Genomic DNA, 16,992 nt, shown 5'->3' on the forward strand with positions numbered 1-16,992 from the left:
ATTGTTATGCCTGACTTAACGCCTTTTTGGATATCCATTAGAGTGGCTTTCGTGAGTACAGTTATCGTATTTATCCTTGGAATAACACTCGCACGTATCATGTATTATAGAAAATCGAAATGGACACATCTGATTGAAAGTATTATACTGCTACCTATCGTCTTACCACCGACCGTATTAGGCTTTTTACTACTCATGTTTTTTTCGGTGGACCATCCTGTGGGGCATCTCCTTACTGACATTTTAGGGATTAAAGTCGTGTTCACATGGGTTGGAGCTGTTGTGGCCTCAGTCATCGTCAGTTTCCCGCTCATGTATCAACATACGGTCCAAGGTTTTCGCAATATCAACCCGCGTATGCTGAATACTGCTCGAACGATGGGGGCTTCTGAACGAAAAATATTTTTCAAAATCACGTTACCTTTGTCGAAACGTGCCATCATTTCAGGAACGATGCTTGCCTTTGCACGTGCGATTGGTGAATTTGGGGCGACCCTCATGATTGCGGGATACATTCCTGGTAAAACCAATACGTTGCCGTTAGAAATATACTTTCTCGTTCAACAGGGTAGAGAACATCAAGCATGGCTATGGGTACTCGTTTTAGTGTCTTTTGCAATTAGTATCATAGGAACAATGAATATGATGAATCAAGAGCGTTATCGTGAGGTGGATTAATTGTTAAACCTTCAAATCAACATGACCATTAACGAACGTCACATCGGTATTCAAATTCAAAGTAATCAACCCAAAATTTATGCTATTCAAGGTGTGTCAGGGATTGGGAAAACGACTTTATTGAACGTCATTGCAGGTATTTGTAATCCAGATTATGGCAAAATTGAAATTAATGGACGTGTATTGACTGATACGGAGCAACAGCGACACGTTCCTATTCGCGAACGTCATATCGGTTATTTGTTTCAAGACTATCAATTGTTTCCGCATATGACCGTGTTGGACAATATTACCTTTATGACACGCTTGAACACACATATTGCAGATTTGATGAAACATTTGAATATCGAACATTTGAAGCATGTTTATCCAGAGCGTTGTTCGGGTGGGGAAAAGCAACGTGTCGCACTAGCAAGAGCATTAAGTATGCGCCCAGAAATATTATTATTAGACGAGCCATTTTCAAGTTTGGATGAAGGGACGCGCAAAGAAAGCATGGACTTGGTGAAGCAGGTTTTTGATGAGTGGCATATTCCAATCATTTTTGTGACACATTCGAAATGGGAGGCAGACACATTAGCTGATGAAGTCATTGTGATAGAATGAGACCCCCTGATGTCAACGTAGTACATGTGAAAATGTGGTAGATTTAGGAACTGCGAGGCTCAGTTGTTCAGATAAGACATCAACATAGTAGAAAATAAAAATCATTTTAAAAGCGGATCAAAGGCATGCTTGTAACTACTTTGGTTCGCTGCTTTAATATATAGGGAATCAGCACTTACGATTTCATCGTTTTACCTTGCGATGAATAGGGGAATCAGCCGTTTCAATCCGTTGAGTCCCTTTCGAAAAATCCGTATAATTGAAAATAGTATTGTGGAGAGGATTATGATGATGGGTGAAGAACGATATTCTAGGCAAGTTTTATACAAAGGAATAGGGCCGGGGGGGCAACAGAAAATCAATGCGAAAGCTATACTCATTATAGGTATGGGCGCATTAGGCACACATCTTGCGGAAGGATTAGTGCGCGCAGGAATCGGGAAGCTCATCATTGTGGATCGTGACTATATCGAGCATTCTAATTTACAACGGCAGACGTTATTTACGGAACGTGATGCGGATGAAAGTGTACCGAAAGTGATGGCCGCAAAAGACATGCTCCAAGCGATACGTCGTGATGTACACATTGAGGCTTACATTGCACATGTGGATCGTGATTTTTTAGAAACACATGTGCCGACAGTTGATTTAATTTTGGATGCGACAGACAATTTTGAAACACGCATGCTCATCAATGACGCAGCGTATTATTATCGGGTGCCTTGGATTTATGGCGGCGTCGTACAAAGTACCTATGTTTCAGCACCATTTATTCCTGGACAAACGCCTTGTTTTCAATGTTTAGTTCCACAAATACCCTCTCTCAACCTCACTTGTGATACGGTAGGGGTCATTCAACCAGCTGTCACGATGACGACAAGTTTTCAGTTGAGAGACGCCTTTAAAATTTTAACCGAGACTCCATTTGAACCTAAATTAACTTATGGCGATATATGGGAGGGGACACATTTTGCGTTTGGCATGCGACGGTTGCAGCGTGAAGCTTGCCCAACGTGTGGTCATCAACCGAGCTATCCGTATTTAAATGCACGAACGTCTACTTATGCCGCTTTATGTGGTCGCGATACGATACAATATCATCATCCAGAACTGACGTTTGAACGATTAAAGTCATTTTTAGATGCGCGAGAGATGCCCTACAAGTCCAACGGCTATTTATTACAATTTAAATTTGAAAATTCACGTATTGTCGCTTTTCAAGATGGTCGTCTGCTCATTCACGGTTTAAAAGATATTGACGCAGCACAAGTGATGATACATAAATTATTCGGCTAATGAAGGAGTGATTCCATGCATACGAACGTTAAACTAGAGCGACCTATCCGTTGTGCAGTATTGACCGTTTCCGATACACGAACGACTGAGACAGATAAAGGCGGTCAAAGCGTTCAAACATTATTACAAACGGCAGATTTTGAAGTGGAAATTCAACATTATATGATTGTTAAAGATGAACTGACTGCCATTCAGTCAACAGTGCAACAATGGCTTACGGGAGATGTCGATGTCATTGTGACGACTGGCGGAACAGGAATTGCACCGAGAGATGTGACGATTGAAGCAGTCACACCTTTATTAGATAAGGAAATTGAAGGATTTGGTGAGTTGTTTCGTTATTTAAGCTTTACAGAAGATGTCGGGACACGTGCCTTGTTATCTCGAGCTGTTGCAGGTACAGCGAAACGAACGTTAATCTTTTGCTTGCCAGGATCAACAGGTGCTGTAAAATTAGCGCTGAATCGACTCATATTACCAGAACTCACACATTTAGTTTATGAAATGAATAAATAAAGGCATGCCCTTATTGACAACTATTTTGAATGCTACAAATGCCACTATAGATACGTATTCCATCAAGAATCTCGCCCATTTTAGCAATTGAATATCAAAAACTGTAAATCAATTAGGGCAAACTTTTGAAAAGAAAAAACGACAAAAATTTCAGCCTAATCATATCGTATTTGATTTTTCATTCCATATAGCACTTTTCATTTAGCATAGTAAAGTTGCAAAAGTAATGATGTCCCGTCCGTTTACAGATGGATGCGATTTAGTCGGATGTGCGATTGAAGTCGGATTTACCGCCCGTTTTTTGAACCAGGTAAGTTTCACCGATGACCATTCCCTTATCAACGGCTTTACACATATCATAAATGGTTAACGCAGTGACAGAAGCGGCAGTTAAGGCTTCCATTTCCACACCGGTTTTGCCGTTTGTAGACACTGTCGTTGTAATGTGCAAAATGTATTGCTTTTCAGAAGTGTCCCAATCAAAATCGACATCAATCCCTGTCAGTGCTAACGGATGGCACATTGGAATAATAGACGACGTATTTTTAGCTGCCATAATCCCTGCGATTTGTGCGGTATTTAAAACATTTCCTTTTTTGTTAGTATTTTGCGTAATTTGTTCATAAATCGTGGTATTAACTTGAATGCTTGAACGTGCGATGGCTGTACGTTTCGTGACTTGTTTGTCAGAAACATCTACCATTTTTGCATGACCTTGTGCATTAAGGTGTGTAAATTCAGACATGTTATTCCTCCTTACTTGAATGCAAGGATAGTATAGCATGAATTTTTCATTTTGTTAGGAGTGGTTCATCATGCCAGTAGAAAAAAGACATCCTATCCCCGTGTCGGAAGCGATACAACGTGTTATGAAACAAAATATCGAGATGAAAACGACGACAGTGAACATCTATGAAAGTGAAGGTTACATACTCGCCGAAGATATCGTTGCCACATATGATATTCCGCGTTTTGATAAATCCCCTTACGATGGTTTTGCGGTGAGAAGTGTCGATACTGTCGGTGCTTCGAGTGACAACCGTATCCAATTTAAAGTAATTGACCATATCGGTGCAGGTAGTGTGTCGACGAAGCAACTTGAAGCAGGACAAGCCGTACGTATCATGACAGGTGCTGAAATGCCACAAGGTGCAGATGCCGTTATCATGCTCGAACAAACGGTGGAAACTGCAGAAGGTTTTACGATTCGTAAGCCGTTTGAGTCACTCGAAAATGTGTCAATAAAAGGTGAAGAAACTGCGACGGGTGATGTTGTTTTAACGAAAGGTCAACGGATTAATGCGGGCGTTGTTGCAGTTCTGGCCACTTTTGGTTATGTTGACGTTCCTGTATTTCAAAAACCGACAGTAGCCATCATTGCGACGGGTAGCGAACTCGTTGATATCGATGCTCCGTTAGAACCAGGTAAAATTCGTAATTCAAACGGACCGATGATTGATGCATTATTGCGTAAAGAACGTATTGAAGCTGAACTATATAAAATTCAACAAGATGACTTTGACAGTAGTTTAGCTGTCGTCAAAAAAGCATTTGATGAACACGATATTGTCATAACAACAGGTGGTGTGTCGGTAGGAGATTTTGATTATTTACCAGATATTTATAAGGCATTAAACGCTGATGTGTTATTTAATAAAGTTGCGATGAGACCAGGTAGTGTAACGACTGTCGCAGTATCAGAAGGCAAATATTTATTCGGCTTGTCGGGAAATCCTTCAGCTTGTTATTCTGGCTTTGAATTATTTGTTAAACCAGCAATGTACCACATGATGCATGCTGAAAAATGTTATCCAAGTATGGTGCGTGCGACGTTGATGGAAGACTTTAAAAAGGCGAATCCATTTACACGTTTTATTCGTGCCAATGTAGTACTCACAGGACGTGAAGCGACAGTACGTCCATCAGGTTTCAACAAGTCAGGTGCAGTTGTGTCCATTGCGCATAGTAATGCCATGATTGTTTTACCAGGAGGTACACGTGGATTTGAACAAGGTCATGACGTACAAGTGATATTAACATCATCAGAAGCGTATCAACGTGAGAGTAGCTTATGATTATACAAGTGGTAGGGTTTAAAGATGTTGGTAAAACCACGCTTATGGAAAAGTTAGTGGCATATGTGAAACGTTTAGGCTATGCTGTGGTAACGATCAAACACCATGGTCATGCTGGAGAGGACATTAAGTTGCCGGCTGACCATTTGGATCATATGCGCCATTTTAATGCTGGAGCGGATCAAAGTATTGTGCAAGGCCACCGGTATATTGAAAGTGTCCAAAGTGCTGATGAAATGCCGTTACGGACTTTAATTGATGAATGTGTTACCATTAAAAAAAGTATCATATTCGTTGAAGGTTACAAACATGAACATTACGATAAAGTGATTGTGTATCGCAATGAAGCAGAATATGCGCAACTTCAACAGTTGTCGAATGTGAAATTTGCAATTAAAAGAGATGCTACAACGTCAGATGAGCATGCGTTATTTGCGTGGCTCACTGAGTGGATAGAAATGAACGAAGGGTGATTGGGTTGAAACAATTTGAAGTGACAACACAACCGTTAGAACCAGAAAAATACCGCGCATACACATTAAATGAAAAACAAGGCGCGGTGGTTGTGTTTACAGGGCATGTCCGTGAATGGACGAAAGGTGTCCGCACAGAGTATTTAGAATATGAAGCGTATGTTCCTATGGCTGAAAAGAAACTAGCGCAAATTGGTGATGAAATAACGGAGCGTTGGCCTGGTACCATCATTGCGATAGGTCATCGTATTGGTGCGCTTCAAATTTCTGATATTGCAGTTTGTATTAGCGTATCATCACCTCACCGTAAAGATGCCTATGCTGCAAATGAATATGCGATTGAACGGATTAAAGAGGTCGTCCCAATTTGGAAAAAAGAAATTTGGGAAGATGGCGCAGAATGGCAAGGTCATCAACGTGGTTATCACGACGATGCTGTCAATAAAGGAGGACTTTCAACGTGAAGGTGTTATACTTTGCAGAAATTAAAGAACTTGTGAATCGCTCAGAAGATGTATTTCATTTTGATTATGCGGTGCCTGTTGCTGATTTAACAACACTTTTATACCAAACCTATCCCGTCATTCAAGGGAAAAAATTTCAAGTTGCAATCAATGAAGAGTTTGCACGCGCGGAAGATCTCATTCAGCCATACGACGTGGTTGCACTGATTCCGCCAGTCAGTGGAGGTTGAACATTAGTCATGAAAGCTATTATACTCGCAGGTGGGCATTCAGAGAGATTTGGCTCACCGAAAGCATTTGCGAAAATTAATGGGACGACGTTTTATCATAAACTTGTCCAAACGTTACAAGCGACGAACATGTTCAATGAGATTTTAATTAGTACGAATGAACAACTATTTTCTCAATTTCAACATGACACGGTCGTTGTAGATGAACCGAAACACCGAGATAAAGGACCACTCGCCGGTATTTATAGTGTGATGTCCCGTGATACAGATGAGGATCTTTATTTTGTCATTTCTGTTGATACGCCGATGGTCACACAAAAAGCAATCAGCCATCTGTATCAGTTTATGGTTGCAAATCTCATTGAAGAACATTTAGACGTCGCCGGTTTTATGGATGATGCACGTCCGATACCGACCATTGCTTTTTATCATAAACGTGTGTTGCCTATTATTGAAAATGTTTTACAGTCGGATGATCTGAGTATGAAACATGTGTATGATCAAGTATCAACAGATTGGTTAGAGGCGAATACGATTGGGAGTCCGCGCTATTGGTATCAAAATGTGAATTATCAACAAGATTTGGCAGCATTAGAAGCAGAACTAGCGAAATAAGAAAAGGAGGCGCAATATGGCAGACCAAATACTAGATAAATTGGGCAGACCCATTCGCGATTTGCGCATTTCCGTAACTGATAGATGTAATTTTCGTTGCGATTATTGCATGCCAAAAGAAATTTTCGGTGACGATTATGTATTTTTGCCGAAAAATCAATTGTTATCTTTTGAAGAAATTGTACGTATCACAAAGTTATATGCACAATTAGGTGTTAAAAAAGTGAGGATTACGGGTGGTGAACCGCTACTACGTCGTGACCTCCATCAATTAATCGCCCAAATTACACAGATTGAAGGCATTGAAGATATAGGATTGACGACGAATGGCTTATTATTGAAAAAGCACGGTCAAAAACTGTATGATGCTGGGTTACGTCGCATTAATGTCAGTTTAGATGCAATTGAAGATCGTGTATTTCAAGCGATTAACAACCGTGATATTAAGGCGACGACAGTGCTTGAACAAATCGATTATGCCATCAGTATTGGTTTGAAAGTTAAAATTAACGTTGTCGTTCAAAAAGGTGTCAACGATCATCAAATTTTGCCAATGGTCCGTTATTTTAAAGATAAAGCCGTCACGATTCGCTTTATTGAATTTATGGATGTGGGTAATGATAACGGTTGGGATTTTAGTAAAGTTGTCACTAAAGATGAGATGTTGGCGATGATTGCGAGTGAATTTGACATCGAACCGGTATCTCCAAAATATTATGGTGAAGTCGCACAATATTATCGCCATGTCGGAAGTCAAGCTCAGTTTGGACTGATTACAAGTGTATCGGATTCATTTTGTTCGAGCTGTACGCGAGCACGTCTATCCTCAGATGGTAAATTTTATGGTTGCTTATTCAGTACCGGAAGCGGCTTTGATATTCGAGGGCTATTGAGAAGTGGGATGGATGATGCCGAAATTTTGTCACAATTGAAAGCATTGTGGCATATTCGCGACGATCGTTATTCTGATGAACGAACAGCAGAAACAGTAGCAAAGAGACAGCAGAAGAAGATTAATATGAATTATATAGGTGGATAAACTTTAGAACATCCGTTGATATAAGTAGAAAAAGCTGGGAATTTCATCGTCCCAGCTTTTTTTGCATCAATGGTTACTTCTGTTTTTTCTGCTTGTTAATTTGCTTAGTAAAGTCAATTTGAGCGAGGATTGGGTCGTGATCACTTGCACGGCCAGCCATATCAGTGAAGTCGCTATTTACGTGAATCATATCAAGTTTCGTCTGGCGTTTTAAATGTTCCGATACTAAAATGTGATCGAGCGTTTGCGTATTACCTTGATAGACATATGAATAGCGCTTGTTTTTAGGTACATCTTTTACCTTGTTCGTTAAACCATATGACTCAAAAGTTTTAAGTGGTTTTGACCATTGGAAATCATTATAATCGCCTACTGAAATAATGGCGGCGTTAGGGTTTTGTTGTTGAACTTGCGCTGTAAATTCACCAATACGATGTGCGATTTCTACGCGTTGTGGTTCGGAAGTTAATCGAACCGGTTGATGACTGCCGAATAAACCATCATCTCCACGTTTTGATTTCCAATGGTTAGCAATCGCAATGACTTGTTGACCTTTAAAGTCAAATTGAGCAGCTAATGATTTACGTACATCTTCAAAAGCAGGATCTTGAGGAGCGATACGACCGGGATTTCGTGTAAGTTGGTTGTTTTCATACGCGACGCTCGTTGTGGCATCACCCGCTGGAATGTGGTCATTAAATGTTACGCGCTCAGGATTGTATAAAAAGCCGACACGAATATTAGCATCAGGTTGACCGCCATCTACATTGTTTTCGGGATCGATATTGACATAACGATATGTCGGACCACCAGCATCTTTAATAGCTTGAATGAGACGTTTATATGAAGCAGAGGCATCAGAACTGCCTTTATTCGGTCCGTTGTTATCTTGAACCTCTGTGACGCCGACAATGTCAGGTTGTTTCATATGGTTAACGATACCATTTGCGAGTTTCTGTGCCTTATCATCACTTGAACTTTTAACGTCATTTGAAAAGTTTTCTAAGTTGTATGATGCTACAGTCAGTTTATTTTCGGACGGTTTCAATGTCGTTCCTTTAGGTTGTGCTTTCCCTTTAACATACGCTTGTTGCATCTCTTTTAAATCGATATTGACTTTATAATTTTGAAAACCGTAGTTCACATAACCAATTAAAGGCCCTTTGAAGCGATCCCCCGTCACAATGTTAAAATCTTGTGCGCGCTTGTTGTCATCATTCATTTTAAAGGCGATACGTTGACCATTGGCATTATCAGGCTTTAATAATATACCACCATTTTTCGTTTCTCGACGAGTTTGATTGAGCACTGTAAACACTTCGCCGTGGTCTTGAGGACCAACACTGCGGACATCGCCAAACTCTACACGCATGCCTTCTAAAGCTTCCCAAAAATCAACTGCATATGTATCCGGTTTGAAAACAGAAAAATGTTGAGGAGAAGCGATTTGTTGCGGGATTTTTTTGATTTTTACCGGTTGAGGTAAAGGTTGATGCGTTTTTTGAACGGTGATTTGGCCCGCTTGATCTGGACGTGCATCAATTTCAGTCAATGGTAAATCTGTTTGTTGTTTTTCCGCGTAACCTTCAATCGCATATTCGCGGACCGTACCTGAAACATGAATCAGATCACCGACTTTAACGTTAGGTTTCTCTTTACCGGCAAAGACGATAATGCCTTCAGAAGTTGCAGGATTGTTGTCTTTTTGCGCGTCTGGTGTTTGGAGATGGAAATAATAGGAGTTGTTGGCCTTATAAATATAAGTCACAATACCTGGTACTTTTTCAACGCGTTGATCTTTCAAAGGTGATGTATGACCCGCACCTTGAATATCATGAATCAGTGTTGAGGATGTCGTTTCAGCTTGTGCAGCCAAATCTTGGAATATTGTGCCTGTCGTGAGAAGACCTAAAACTAAAGTTGAAGTTATTAATTTGCTTTTCAATAGATTGCCTCCTTAAAAATATTGTTTACGCGTTAAGTATACCAAAACAACTATAACAATATTGTAAAAATTTGATGAATTGATAAAAAAGACAATAGCGTGAAAAGACGATGGCGTTGAGGGGTTAAAATAATGACGATTTTCGATAAACAGCAAAAAAAGAAAGGGTATGACATCATCTAAGCCGTTGAAAAAAGATGAGACATCAAGTTTACCCGATAGCTAGCTACTTTTTTGTTTTTACTTTATACTAATCAACTCATCGAAAATGAGGATGAATAAGACAAAAAAATTGATGCTATTGTTTTTCATGGTTTCATAAAGTTGCCCTTACTTTCCTGGATTTAATGTGAGATTCCCCGGAAGGCTGAGACTCCTGTGGGAATTCGTGTACACGGCTAGCAGTCACTTCTTGAATTCAATAATGAGGGCAAGTTTAACAAGAATTCTGCATCAATAGCATCAAAAATTTTTGTATCTCATTCCAAAGTCATATTACATTTCATCATTTTGAAGTTGTGCGAGTAACGACTGATACAACTGTTCTAAAATATCTGTTGCACGTGCAATCTCATCGTCCGAAAGTTGGAGCGGTTCGATTACTTGTTGCTGAAGTTGGCCAATCTGTAACTTTAACTTTTGATGGATCGCTTGACCGGATTCAGATAAATAGAGATGCTTTTCTCGCTTATCCATTTCACCTGGGCGAATCAATAACCAACCTTGTGCATCTAACGCTTTTAAAATTTTTCGCGTCGTCGGTTTTTCAATCGAACGGCGTTTTGAAATTTGAACGAGTGTTGTACCAGGATTGATTGCGATATCTTTCATCACTAACCATTGTGCGGGATAGAGTTGGTGTTCATCAAGTAATGGGTGGACGAGTTTAATATAGGGACGGTAAAGTTTGGTGAAATGATCAAATAATATTGAAGGTTCCATACGAGACTCCTTTCTGAATAGGTTCTTAAAGCATATTATAACATTTCATGTGAAAGTTGTTGGATAAATGCCTGCTTGTCAAAGCAAAAATGCAGTGCGTGTTATATCGAGATTTCACAACAAATATTTGGTAAAATAATATTATGGCATGAGAATTGGGAGTGAGCGCATAAATGATAGATATAGAATTTGATCACGTGATTCATTACATTGATGGATTAAATCAGTTCGAGTTTCCTGGGAAATATTTGGAAATTCAACCAGGTGGTCAACATGAAAATTTAGGGACTTATAATCGTCTCGTCCAAATCGATTTATCTTATATTGAATTGATAGATATATATCATCAAGGGAAAATGAAACAACAGTCTAAAACAGATGTCGGCAAGCACTCGTTTGCGACGTCGATTATGGAAAATGGTTATCGACAAGGATTTAAAAAGATTTGTTTTAGAACGCACGATATTGAACAATTAAAAGCACAATTTGAAGCGCGAGGGCTTGAAACGGTAGGGCCGGTTGAAATGACGAGAGAGAATAAAAAGGGACAAACGATTCAATGGCGACTGTTGTATGTAGCCAACCATCAGTTCGATGTAATCATGCCCTTTTTTATAGAGTGGCACGCGTCAGATGAAACACGAGAAGCTGATTTACAAGAGCATTTTCATCAGCATTTGACTTTAGATATGATTACAGTCAATACATATCAACGCCAAACAATGGTGGATCATTGGAAGCAATGGTTTGATATGGAAGAAGTTGAATCTTCAGACCGCTACACAATCCTCCAAACCCCTGCGAAAAAAATCAAGTTTAAAGTGATGGAAGATAAAGAAGACGGCATAGAAGCTGTTCAATTTATCGATCAAACCATTGATGCACCTATCGCTTTTCGTACAAGAGGCGCAAGATATCAGTTTATTCCACCTCACGCATAAACAACGCTGTATACGGCACTAATGATGAGCACAATATGCAACAGTGCAATGATGGCTTCTATGACTGATAGCAAGAGTTGTTGTTTCGTTTCATGGAGTAGCACACTGTATATCCCAACAACTAATGAAAACGCGACAAAGATAATGCGTAAACTTAAGTAGTCGATACCGATATGAAATACAAATGTGTAAACGATAAAGATGATATTAATGATAGAGAGTAAGAGTAAAATCAATTGACGCATAACGAGACCTCCAGTTTGGATTAATACATCTGTTCTGTAACGTTTCAATCGGATGTGTCATTGATTATACTAGAAAATAAGAGTAGACGATAACTAAAAGGAGTTTTAAACGAGAAATGAAACGCATGAATATAACCGATCAAGAACATGATGCATTTGTTAAAGCGCATCCGAATGGTGATTTACTACAATTGACAAAATGGGGCGATACGAAAAAATTAACAGGTTGGTATGCGAAACGTATTGCTGTAGGAGAAAACGGTGAGTTGAAAGGTGTGGGACAATTACTCTTTAAAAAGATTCCTCGCACACCTTTTACGCTTTGTTATGCTTCACGCGGTTTCGTTGTGGATTATACGAATACCGTCGCGGTGAAGGCGTTACTATCCGAAGCGATTCAAGTTGCTCAAAGTGAAAAAGCGTACACGATTAAAATTGACCCAGATGTAGAAGTTGATCAAGGGATGACAGTTGTACAAGATTTATTAAAAATGGGCTTCAAACATAAAGGGTTTAAAGAGGGCTTGGCTAAAGATTACATTCAACCACGTATGACGATGATTACCCCAATTAATCAGTCAGATGAAGCGTTAATTCAAAGCTTTGAAAACCGCAATCGCTCAAAAGTGAGACTGGCATTGAAGCGTGGAACGAAAGTGGAACGTAAAGGTCGCGAAGACTTGAAAATATTTGCGGATTTAATGAAAGAAACAGGTGAGCGTGATGGCTTCTTAACACGTGATGTTTCTTATTTTGAAACGATTTATGATGCGCTTCATCCCGACGGTGACGCGGAATTGTTCTTAGTGAAACTTGAACCGACACCTGTCTTAGCCGAGTTAAAGGTAGAACAACAACACTTACAAACTGAAATGGATACGTTAGCCGAAAAAGATCAAAACAATAAAAAAGTTCAAAATAAGTTAAAAGATGCAGTGCAAAAAATGAATAAAAACCAAGCACTCATTGACGATATGACACAACTTGAACGGACGCATCCAGAGGGCATTTATTTATCAGGGGCATTACTGATGTTTGCGGGCCACAAAGCGTATTATCTTTACGGTGCTTCATCTAACCATTATCGTGACTTTTTACCCAACCATCACATGCAGTTTAAAATGATGCAATTTGCGCGTGAAAAAGGTGCGACGACTTATGATTTTGGAGGGACAGATCATAATCCAGACAAAGATTCAAGTCATTACGGTTTGTGGGCGTTTAAAAAGGCATGGGGTACACGTTTGAGCGAGAAAATTGGGGAATTTGACTATGTACTCAACCCTATTGTGTATAAAGCGGTCGAACAATTTAAACCGCAATTGACACAATTTAAAATTAAATTGGTGCGTCAAATCAAATCGATACAACAACGTAAAGGACAAAAGAACGCATAAATAAGTTAAACGTGGTGTAATTCCAAAGTGTACAACAAAGGAAAACAGAGAAGGTGGGACGTTATGCATTTACATATCTCGTAGGTGCTTATTCGTGTCACCTTTTAAGTGTGATAGAACGAAACGTGTCGTTGTATCATATATATTCAATGGAAAGGTTACATTTTTACGAACTGAAATAATGATGTAGCAAAGTCATTTCAAAGGGAGAGATACGTGTGGTTAAAAAATTAATCGATTTCTCGTTATCGAACAAGTTTGCCATTTTATTGATGGTATTCCTTGTCATACTCGGAGGCGTCTATGCAAGTTTTAAAATGAGGTTAGAATTGTTGCCTGATACTGAACCACCGATGTTGACGATTACAACACCGATGCCGGGTGCCACTTCTGAAACCGTCATGAAAGAAATCAGTGACCCGATTGATGAAGAAATACGGGGGATGGCAGGGGTCACAAGTGTTAAAACACAATCTTTATCTAACGCCTCCATGGTTACGGTCAATTTTGATGAAAGTACGGATATGGATAAAGCGGAACAAGATATCGAAAAAGCGCTGAAAAAGGTGGGTTTACCAGACGAGGCACAAACGTCAGACATTAAACGTAATTCAATGAATGCTTTCCCTGTCGTGGCGTACTCGATTTTACATGACAAAGACGATGTGAAAGTAAGTACCAAAGCTGTTAAAGAACAGTTGATTCCGAAATTACAAATGATTGACGGGGTGCAACGTGCCACAGTGAATGGGCAAATCGAGCGTAAAGTGACGATAAAGTTCGATGATGCGAAACTCCAAAAGGCAGGGCTCAATGCGAAACAAGTGTCTGACTATATTGAAGGTGCGACAAAAGAATCTCCATTAGGTTTATTCCAATTTGGTGATACAGAAAAGTCTGTCGTCGTTGATGGGCAATATGCTTCCGTTGACGCACTCAAAAATATGCAAATTCCGTTAGCACTTGCATCACAGTCTTCAGGTAATAGCGCACAAGGACAACAAGACGGGGGTGCATCAGAGAGGGGGCGTGCAACGTCAGGTCAAGTATCTTTAAACAATCCACAAAGTGCACAAGCGGTTGCGTTAAGTGATCTTGCCGAAGTGAAGTTATCAGATGAGCGTGAATCGATTTCTAGAACGAACGGTCAAGATGCTGTCGATGTTCAAATCGTTAAAACGCAAGGGGCCAATACGGTTGCAGTCGCTAACGATGTAAACCAAACGATACAAGATTTCGTGAAAGCACATCCAGAACTTAAATCGGTCAAAATTATGGATACTTCTAAGCCGATTAAAGATTCACTAAATACTATGATTGAAAAAGCGCTCCTCGGATCTATCGTGGCAGTGATTGTCATCATGTTGTTCTTAAGAAATGTACGTATGACAGCGATTTCGATTGTTTCGATTCCATTGTCTTTACTCATCGCAATGGTGGCATTAAAATTGACAGATGTCTCATTAAACATACTGACATTAGGTGCGCTTACAGTTGCGATTGGTCGTGTCATTGATGATTCTATTGTCGTCATCGAAAATATCTATCGCCGACTGTCACGTCAAGACGAATCATTATCAGGAGATGGGCTCATCGTATCTGCGACGAAAGAAGTGTTCATTCCGATTATGTCATCCACATTAGTGACAATCGTCGTATTTGCACCACTTGCATTTGTGACAGGTTCGGTTGGCGAAATGTTTAGACCGTTTGCTTACGCGATTACGTTTAGTTTACTTGCTTCATTACTTGTATCAATTACAATCGTGCCAGTACTCGGTTCCATTTTCTTTAAACATGGCTTGAAACGTAAACCGAAATCTGAGCTCGGTACAGTTGGACGAGGATATCGAAAAGTATTGAATTGGAGTTTAAACCATAAATGGACTGTTATCATTTTAAGTACAGTCATTTTAATTGGTAGTATTGCATTAGGGAGTATGAAAATTGGAACGAGCTTCATTAGTACGGGTGAAGATAAGTTTATGGCATTAACCTATACACCTAAACCAGGTGAAACGAAGCAAAAAGTATTATCACATGCAGAAGAAGTCGAAAAATATTTGCTCGGCAATCAACATGTTCGTCACGTGCAATATTCCGTGGGTGGCGCATCACCTGTTGACCCCACTGGCTCTACGAATAACATGGCGTTAATGGTCGAGTACGATTCTGATACACCGAACTTTGATCAAGAACCTGAACGCGTGTTGAAACATATTAAGACATATCATCATGACGGTGAATGGAAAAACTTAGATATGGGTACAGGGGCGACGTCAAACACGTTAAATGTAGAAGTGACAGGACCGTCTACTGCAGCGATTGAAGGCACAGTGAAGGCGATTCAACAAAAAATGTCTCAAGTGCCTGGTTTAACGAATGTGAAGTCGGATTTAACAGAAACGTATCAACAATATGAAGTGAAAGTGAATCCAAATGAAGCGGCAAAAACAGGGATGACAGCGGGTCAACTGGCAATGATGCTCAATCAAAACATCCCAGATATGACGGTTTCGAAAGTGAAAGATCAAAACCAAACTTATGATGTCGTTGTCCAACAAGAAAAAGACACGGATTGGACGAAAGAAAAGTTAGAAAATACGCCGATTCCTTCTCCAACTGGGGATAATCGTAAGTTGAGTGACATTGCGACGTTAAAAACGACATCCACACCGAATGCACTCGTGAAAAAAGGTGGCGATTATGTCAGCACTGTTTCGGCGACGATTTCTGGTGAAGATGTTGGCTCGATTTCTCAAAAAGTGATGAAACAGTTAAATGAACTTGATAAACCAAGTGATGTGCATACGTCATTAGGTGGGACGAATGAGGATATTCAAGAGGCCTTTTCACAATTGATGATAGCGATGTTAGCGGCAATCATTATCGTCTATCTCGTACTTGTTCTGACATTCAAAGGGGCCCTTGCACCATTTACGATTTTATTCGCACTGCCATACACGGTTATTGGTGTCGTTTTGGCGTTAATTATAACTGGTGAAACATTATCTGTACCAAGTATGATTGGTCTACTTATGTTAATTGGTATCGTTGTGACAAACGCGATTGTCCTTATTGACCGTGTCATTACAAATGAAAAAGCCGGTTTACCTATGAAAGAAGCGCTATTAGAAGCGGGCGGCACACGGATACGGCCTATTTTAATGACAGCGATAGCGACAATTGGTGCATTAATTCCGTTGTTATTCGGTCAAGACAGTTCTGTGCTTATTTCGAAAGGACTTGCGGCGACAGTTATCGGTGGTTTGTTATCATCAACATTGCTCACACTTATTGTCGTGCCTGTTATTTATGAAATTTTGTTTACGTTAAAAGCGAAGTTAACACGACGTAAAAAGAAGGCATAAACCATTGACGTAAAGCGGTTCATTATGTAAGATGAAACCATTATCCTCAATAAAATAAGTCGGTTCGTCAGGCAAGACACGGAGTACCTTAAACATAAGCAAGAGGGTTGAGACAGGATATGTATATGACTTTGTCTCAGCCCTTTCTCTTTATAGGTA

At 39.8% G+C, this 16,992-nt stretch carries 17 protein-coding genes; 13 read left to right on the forward strand and 4 right to left on the reverse strand.

What is annotated here, in order from left to right; all coding sequences use genetic code 11:
* Positions 1 to 6 precede the first annotated feature (6 nt).
* The 4 genes from modB to P3U61_RS02450 all read left to right on the forward strand — a co-directional run bounded on the left by modB (position 7) and on the right by P3U61_RS02450 (position 3,096).
* Positions 7 to 678: a molybdate ABC transporter permease subunit gene (gene modB / locus P3U61_RS02435; protein ID WP_037542413.1), complete on the forward strand. Its 672-nt coding sequence runs from the start codon at positions 7 to 9 to the stop codon at positions 676 to 678.
* Positions 679 to 1,284 (forward strand): ATP-binding cassette domain-containing protein, encoded by a 606-nt coding sequence (locus tag P3U61_RS02440; protein ID WP_101457879.1) that lies wholly within the window; start codon positions 679 to 681, stop codon positions 1,282 to 1,284.
* A gap of 291 nt (positions 1,285 to 1,575) precedes the next feature.
* The gene (locus P3U61_RS02445; RefSeq protein ID WP_014613188.1) at positions 1,576 to 2,580 is read left to right on the forward strand and encodes a ThiF family adenylyltransferase; all 1,005 of its coding nucleotides are present in this window, start codon (positions 1,576 to 1,578) and stop codon (positions 2,578 to 2,580) included.
* Between the two features lie 15 nt (positions 2,581 to 2,595).
* The gene (locus P3U61_RS02450) at positions 2,596 to 3,096 is read left to right on the forward strand and encodes a MogA/MoaB family molybdenum cofactor biosynthesis protein (protein ID WP_014613189.1); all 501 of its coding nucleotides are present in this window, start codon (positions 2,596 to 2,598) and stop codon (positions 3,094 to 3,096) included.
* A gap of 259 nt (positions 3,097 to 3,355) precedes the next feature.
* On the opposite strand, the gene moaC is transcribed toward P3U61_RS02450, so the two are convergent.
* Positions 3,356 to 3,841, reverse strand: coding sequence for a cyclic pyranopterin monophosphate synthase MoaC (gene moaC, locus P3U61_RS02455; RefSeq protein WP_014613190.1), 486 nt, complete (start codon positions 3,839 to 3,841; stop codon positions 3,356 to 3,358).
* Between the two features lie 70 nt (positions 3,842 to 3,911).
* On the opposite strand from moaC, the gene P3U61_RS02460 reads away from it, so the two are divergent.
* From P3U61_RS02460 to moaA, 6 genes are read left to right on the forward strand one after another with little or no spacing between them, the layout of a single operon-like run.
* On the forward strand, positions 3,912 to 5,171 hold the full coding sequence (locus P3U61_RS02460; RefSeq protein ID WP_037542418.1) for a molybdopterin molybdotransferase MoeA: 1,260 nt from the start codon (positions 3,912 to 3,914) through the stop codon (positions 5,169 to 5,171).
* Entirely contained in the window at positions 5,168 to 5,644 is a 477-nt protein-coding gene (gene mobB / locus P3U61_RS02465; RefSeq protein ID WP_101457264.1) for a molybdopterin-guanine dinucleotide biosynthesis protein B, read from the forward strand. The genes P3U61_RS02460 and mobB overlap by 4 nt, the downstream gene beginning before the upstream one ends.
* Positions 5,645 to 5,649: 5 nt before the next feature.
* A complete protein-coding gene (locus tag P3U61_RS02470; protein WP_014613193.1) occupies positions 5,650 to 6,108 on the forward strand; it encodes a molybdenum cofactor biosynthesis protein MoaE in 459 nt (152 codons plus the stop codon).
* Positions 6,105 to 6,338 carry a MoaD/ThiS family protein gene (locus P3U61_RS02475; protein ID WP_014613194.1) on the forward strand — a complete coding sequence of 78 codons (234 nt, stop codon included), beginning with the start codon at positions 6,105 to 6,107 and terminating at the stop codon, positions 6,336 to 6,338. The genes P3U61_RS02470 and P3U61_RS02475 overlap by 4 nt, the downstream gene beginning before the upstream one ends.
* 9 nt (positions 6,339 to 6,347) lie before the next feature.
* Positions 6,348 to 6,953: a molybdenum cofactor guanylyltransferase MobA gene (gene mobA, locus P3U61_RS02480; RefSeq protein WP_100007012.1), complete on the forward strand. Its 606-nt coding sequence runs from the start codon at positions 6,348 to 6,350 to the stop codon at positions 6,951 to 6,953.
* Between the two features lie 16 nt (positions 6,954 to 6,969).
* Entirely contained in the window at positions 6,970 to 7,992 is a 1,023-nt protein-coding gene (moaA, locus tag P3U61_RS02485) for a GTP 3',8-cyclase MoaA (protein ID WP_037542424.1), read from the forward strand.
* 73 nt (positions 7,993 to 8,065) lie between these two features.
* Here moaA and P3U61_RS02490 read toward each other — a convergent pair whose 3' ends face one another.
* Entirely contained in the window at positions 8,066 to 9,937 is a 1,872-nt protein-coding gene (locus tag P3U61_RS02490; protein ID WP_096536404.1) for a DUF8508 domain-containing protein, read from the reverse strand.
* Positions 9,938 to 10,432: 495 nt separating this feature from the next.
* On the reverse strand, positions 10,433 to 10,879 hold the full coding sequence (locus tag P3U61_RS02495; protein WP_014613198.1) for a MarR family winged helix-turn-helix transcriptional regulator: 447 nt from the start codon (positions 10,877 to 10,879) through the stop codon (positions 10,433 to 10,435).
* A 173-nt stretch (positions 10,880 to 11,052) separates the two neighbouring features.
* Between P3U61_RS02495 and P3U61_RS02500 the strand changes: the two genes are divergently transcribed.
* Positions 11,053 to 11,820, forward strand: coding sequence for a VOC family protein (locus tag P3U61_RS02500; protein WP_014613199.1), 768 nt, complete (start codon positions 11,053 to 11,055; stop codon positions 11,818 to 11,820).
* Here the strand turns inward: P3U61_RS02500 and P3U61_RS02505 are convergent.
* Entirely contained in the window at positions 11,811 to 12,065 is a 255-nt protein-coding gene (locus tag P3U61_RS02505; RefSeq protein WP_014613200.1) for a hypothetical protein, read from the reverse strand. The genes P3U61_RS02500 and P3U61_RS02505 overlap by 10 nt on opposite strands.
* A gap of 116 nt (positions 12,066 to 12,181) precedes the next feature.
* Between P3U61_RS02505 and P3U61_RS02510 the strand changes: the two genes are divergently transcribed.
* Entirely contained in the window at positions 12,182 to 13,462 is a 1,281-nt protein-coding gene (locus tag P3U61_RS02510; protein WP_037542429.1) for a lipid II:glycine glycyltransferase FemX, read from the forward strand.
* A gap of 218 nt (positions 13,463 to 13,680) precedes the next feature.
* Entirely contained in the window at positions 13,681 to 16,833 is a 3,153-nt protein-coding gene (locus P3U61_RS02515; RefSeq protein WP_100007011.1) for an efflux RND transporter permease subunit, read from the forward strand.
* The last annotated feature ends 159 nt before the right edge of the window (positions 16,834 to 16,992 follow it).

It is taken from the genome of Staphylococcus pseudintermedius, assembly GCF_034042775.1.
Taxonomy (GTDB): Bacteria; Bacillota; Bacilli; order Staphylococcales; family Staphylococcaceae; genus Staphylococcus; species Staphylococcus pseudintermedius.

What these genes read in the sequence shown, in the direction of transcription:
- modB (WP_037542413.1), top strand. Translation starts at nt 7, where the DNA reads ATGCCTGACTTAACGCCTTTTTGGATATCCATTAGAGTGGCTTTCGTG.
- P3U61_RS02445 (WP_014613188.1), top strand. Translation starts at nt 1,576, where the DNA reads ATGGGTGAAGAACGATATTCTAGGCAAGTTTTATACAAAGGAATAGGG.
- P3U61_RS02450 (WP_014613189.1), top strand. Translation starts at nt 2,596, where the DNA reads ATGCATACGAACGTTAAACTAGAGCGACCTATCCGTTGTGCAGTATTG.
- moaC (WP_014613190.1), bottom strand. Translation starts at nt 3,841, where the DNA reads ATGTCTGAATTTACACACCTTAATGCACAAGGTCATGCAAAAATGGTA.
- P3U61_RS02460 (WP_037542418.1), top strand. Translation starts at nt 3,912, where the DNA reads ATGCCAGTAGAAAAAAGACATCCTATCCCCGTGTCGGAAGCGATACAA.
- mobB (WP_101457264.1), top strand. Translation starts at nt 5,168, where the DNA reads ATGATTATACAAGTGGTAGGGTTTAAAGATGTTGGTAAAACCACGCTT.
- mobA (WP_100007012.1), top strand. Translation starts at nt 6,348, where the DNA reads ATGAAAGCTATTATACTCGCAGGTGGGCATTCAGAGAGATTTGGCTCA.
- moaA (WP_037542424.1), top strand. Translation starts at nt 6,970, where the DNA reads ATGGCAGACCAAATACTAGATAAATTGGGCAGACCCATTCGCGATTTG.
- P3U61_RS02495 (WP_014613198.1), bottom strand. Translation starts at nt 10,879, where the DNA reads ATGGAACCTTCAATATTATTTGATCATTTCACCAAACTTTACCGTCCC.
- P3U61_RS02500 (WP_014613199.1), top strand. Translation starts at nt 11,053, where the DNA reads ATGATAGATATAGAATTTGATCACGTGATTCATTACATTGATGGATTA.
- P3U61_RS02505 (WP_014613200.1), bottom strand. Translation starts at nt 12,065, where the DNA reads ATGCGTCAATTGATTTTACTCTTACTCTCTATCATTAATATCATCTTT.
- P3U61_RS02510 (WP_037542429.1), top strand. Translation starts at nt 12,182, where the DNA reads ATGAAACGCATGAATATAACCGATCAAGAACATGATGCATTTGTTAAA.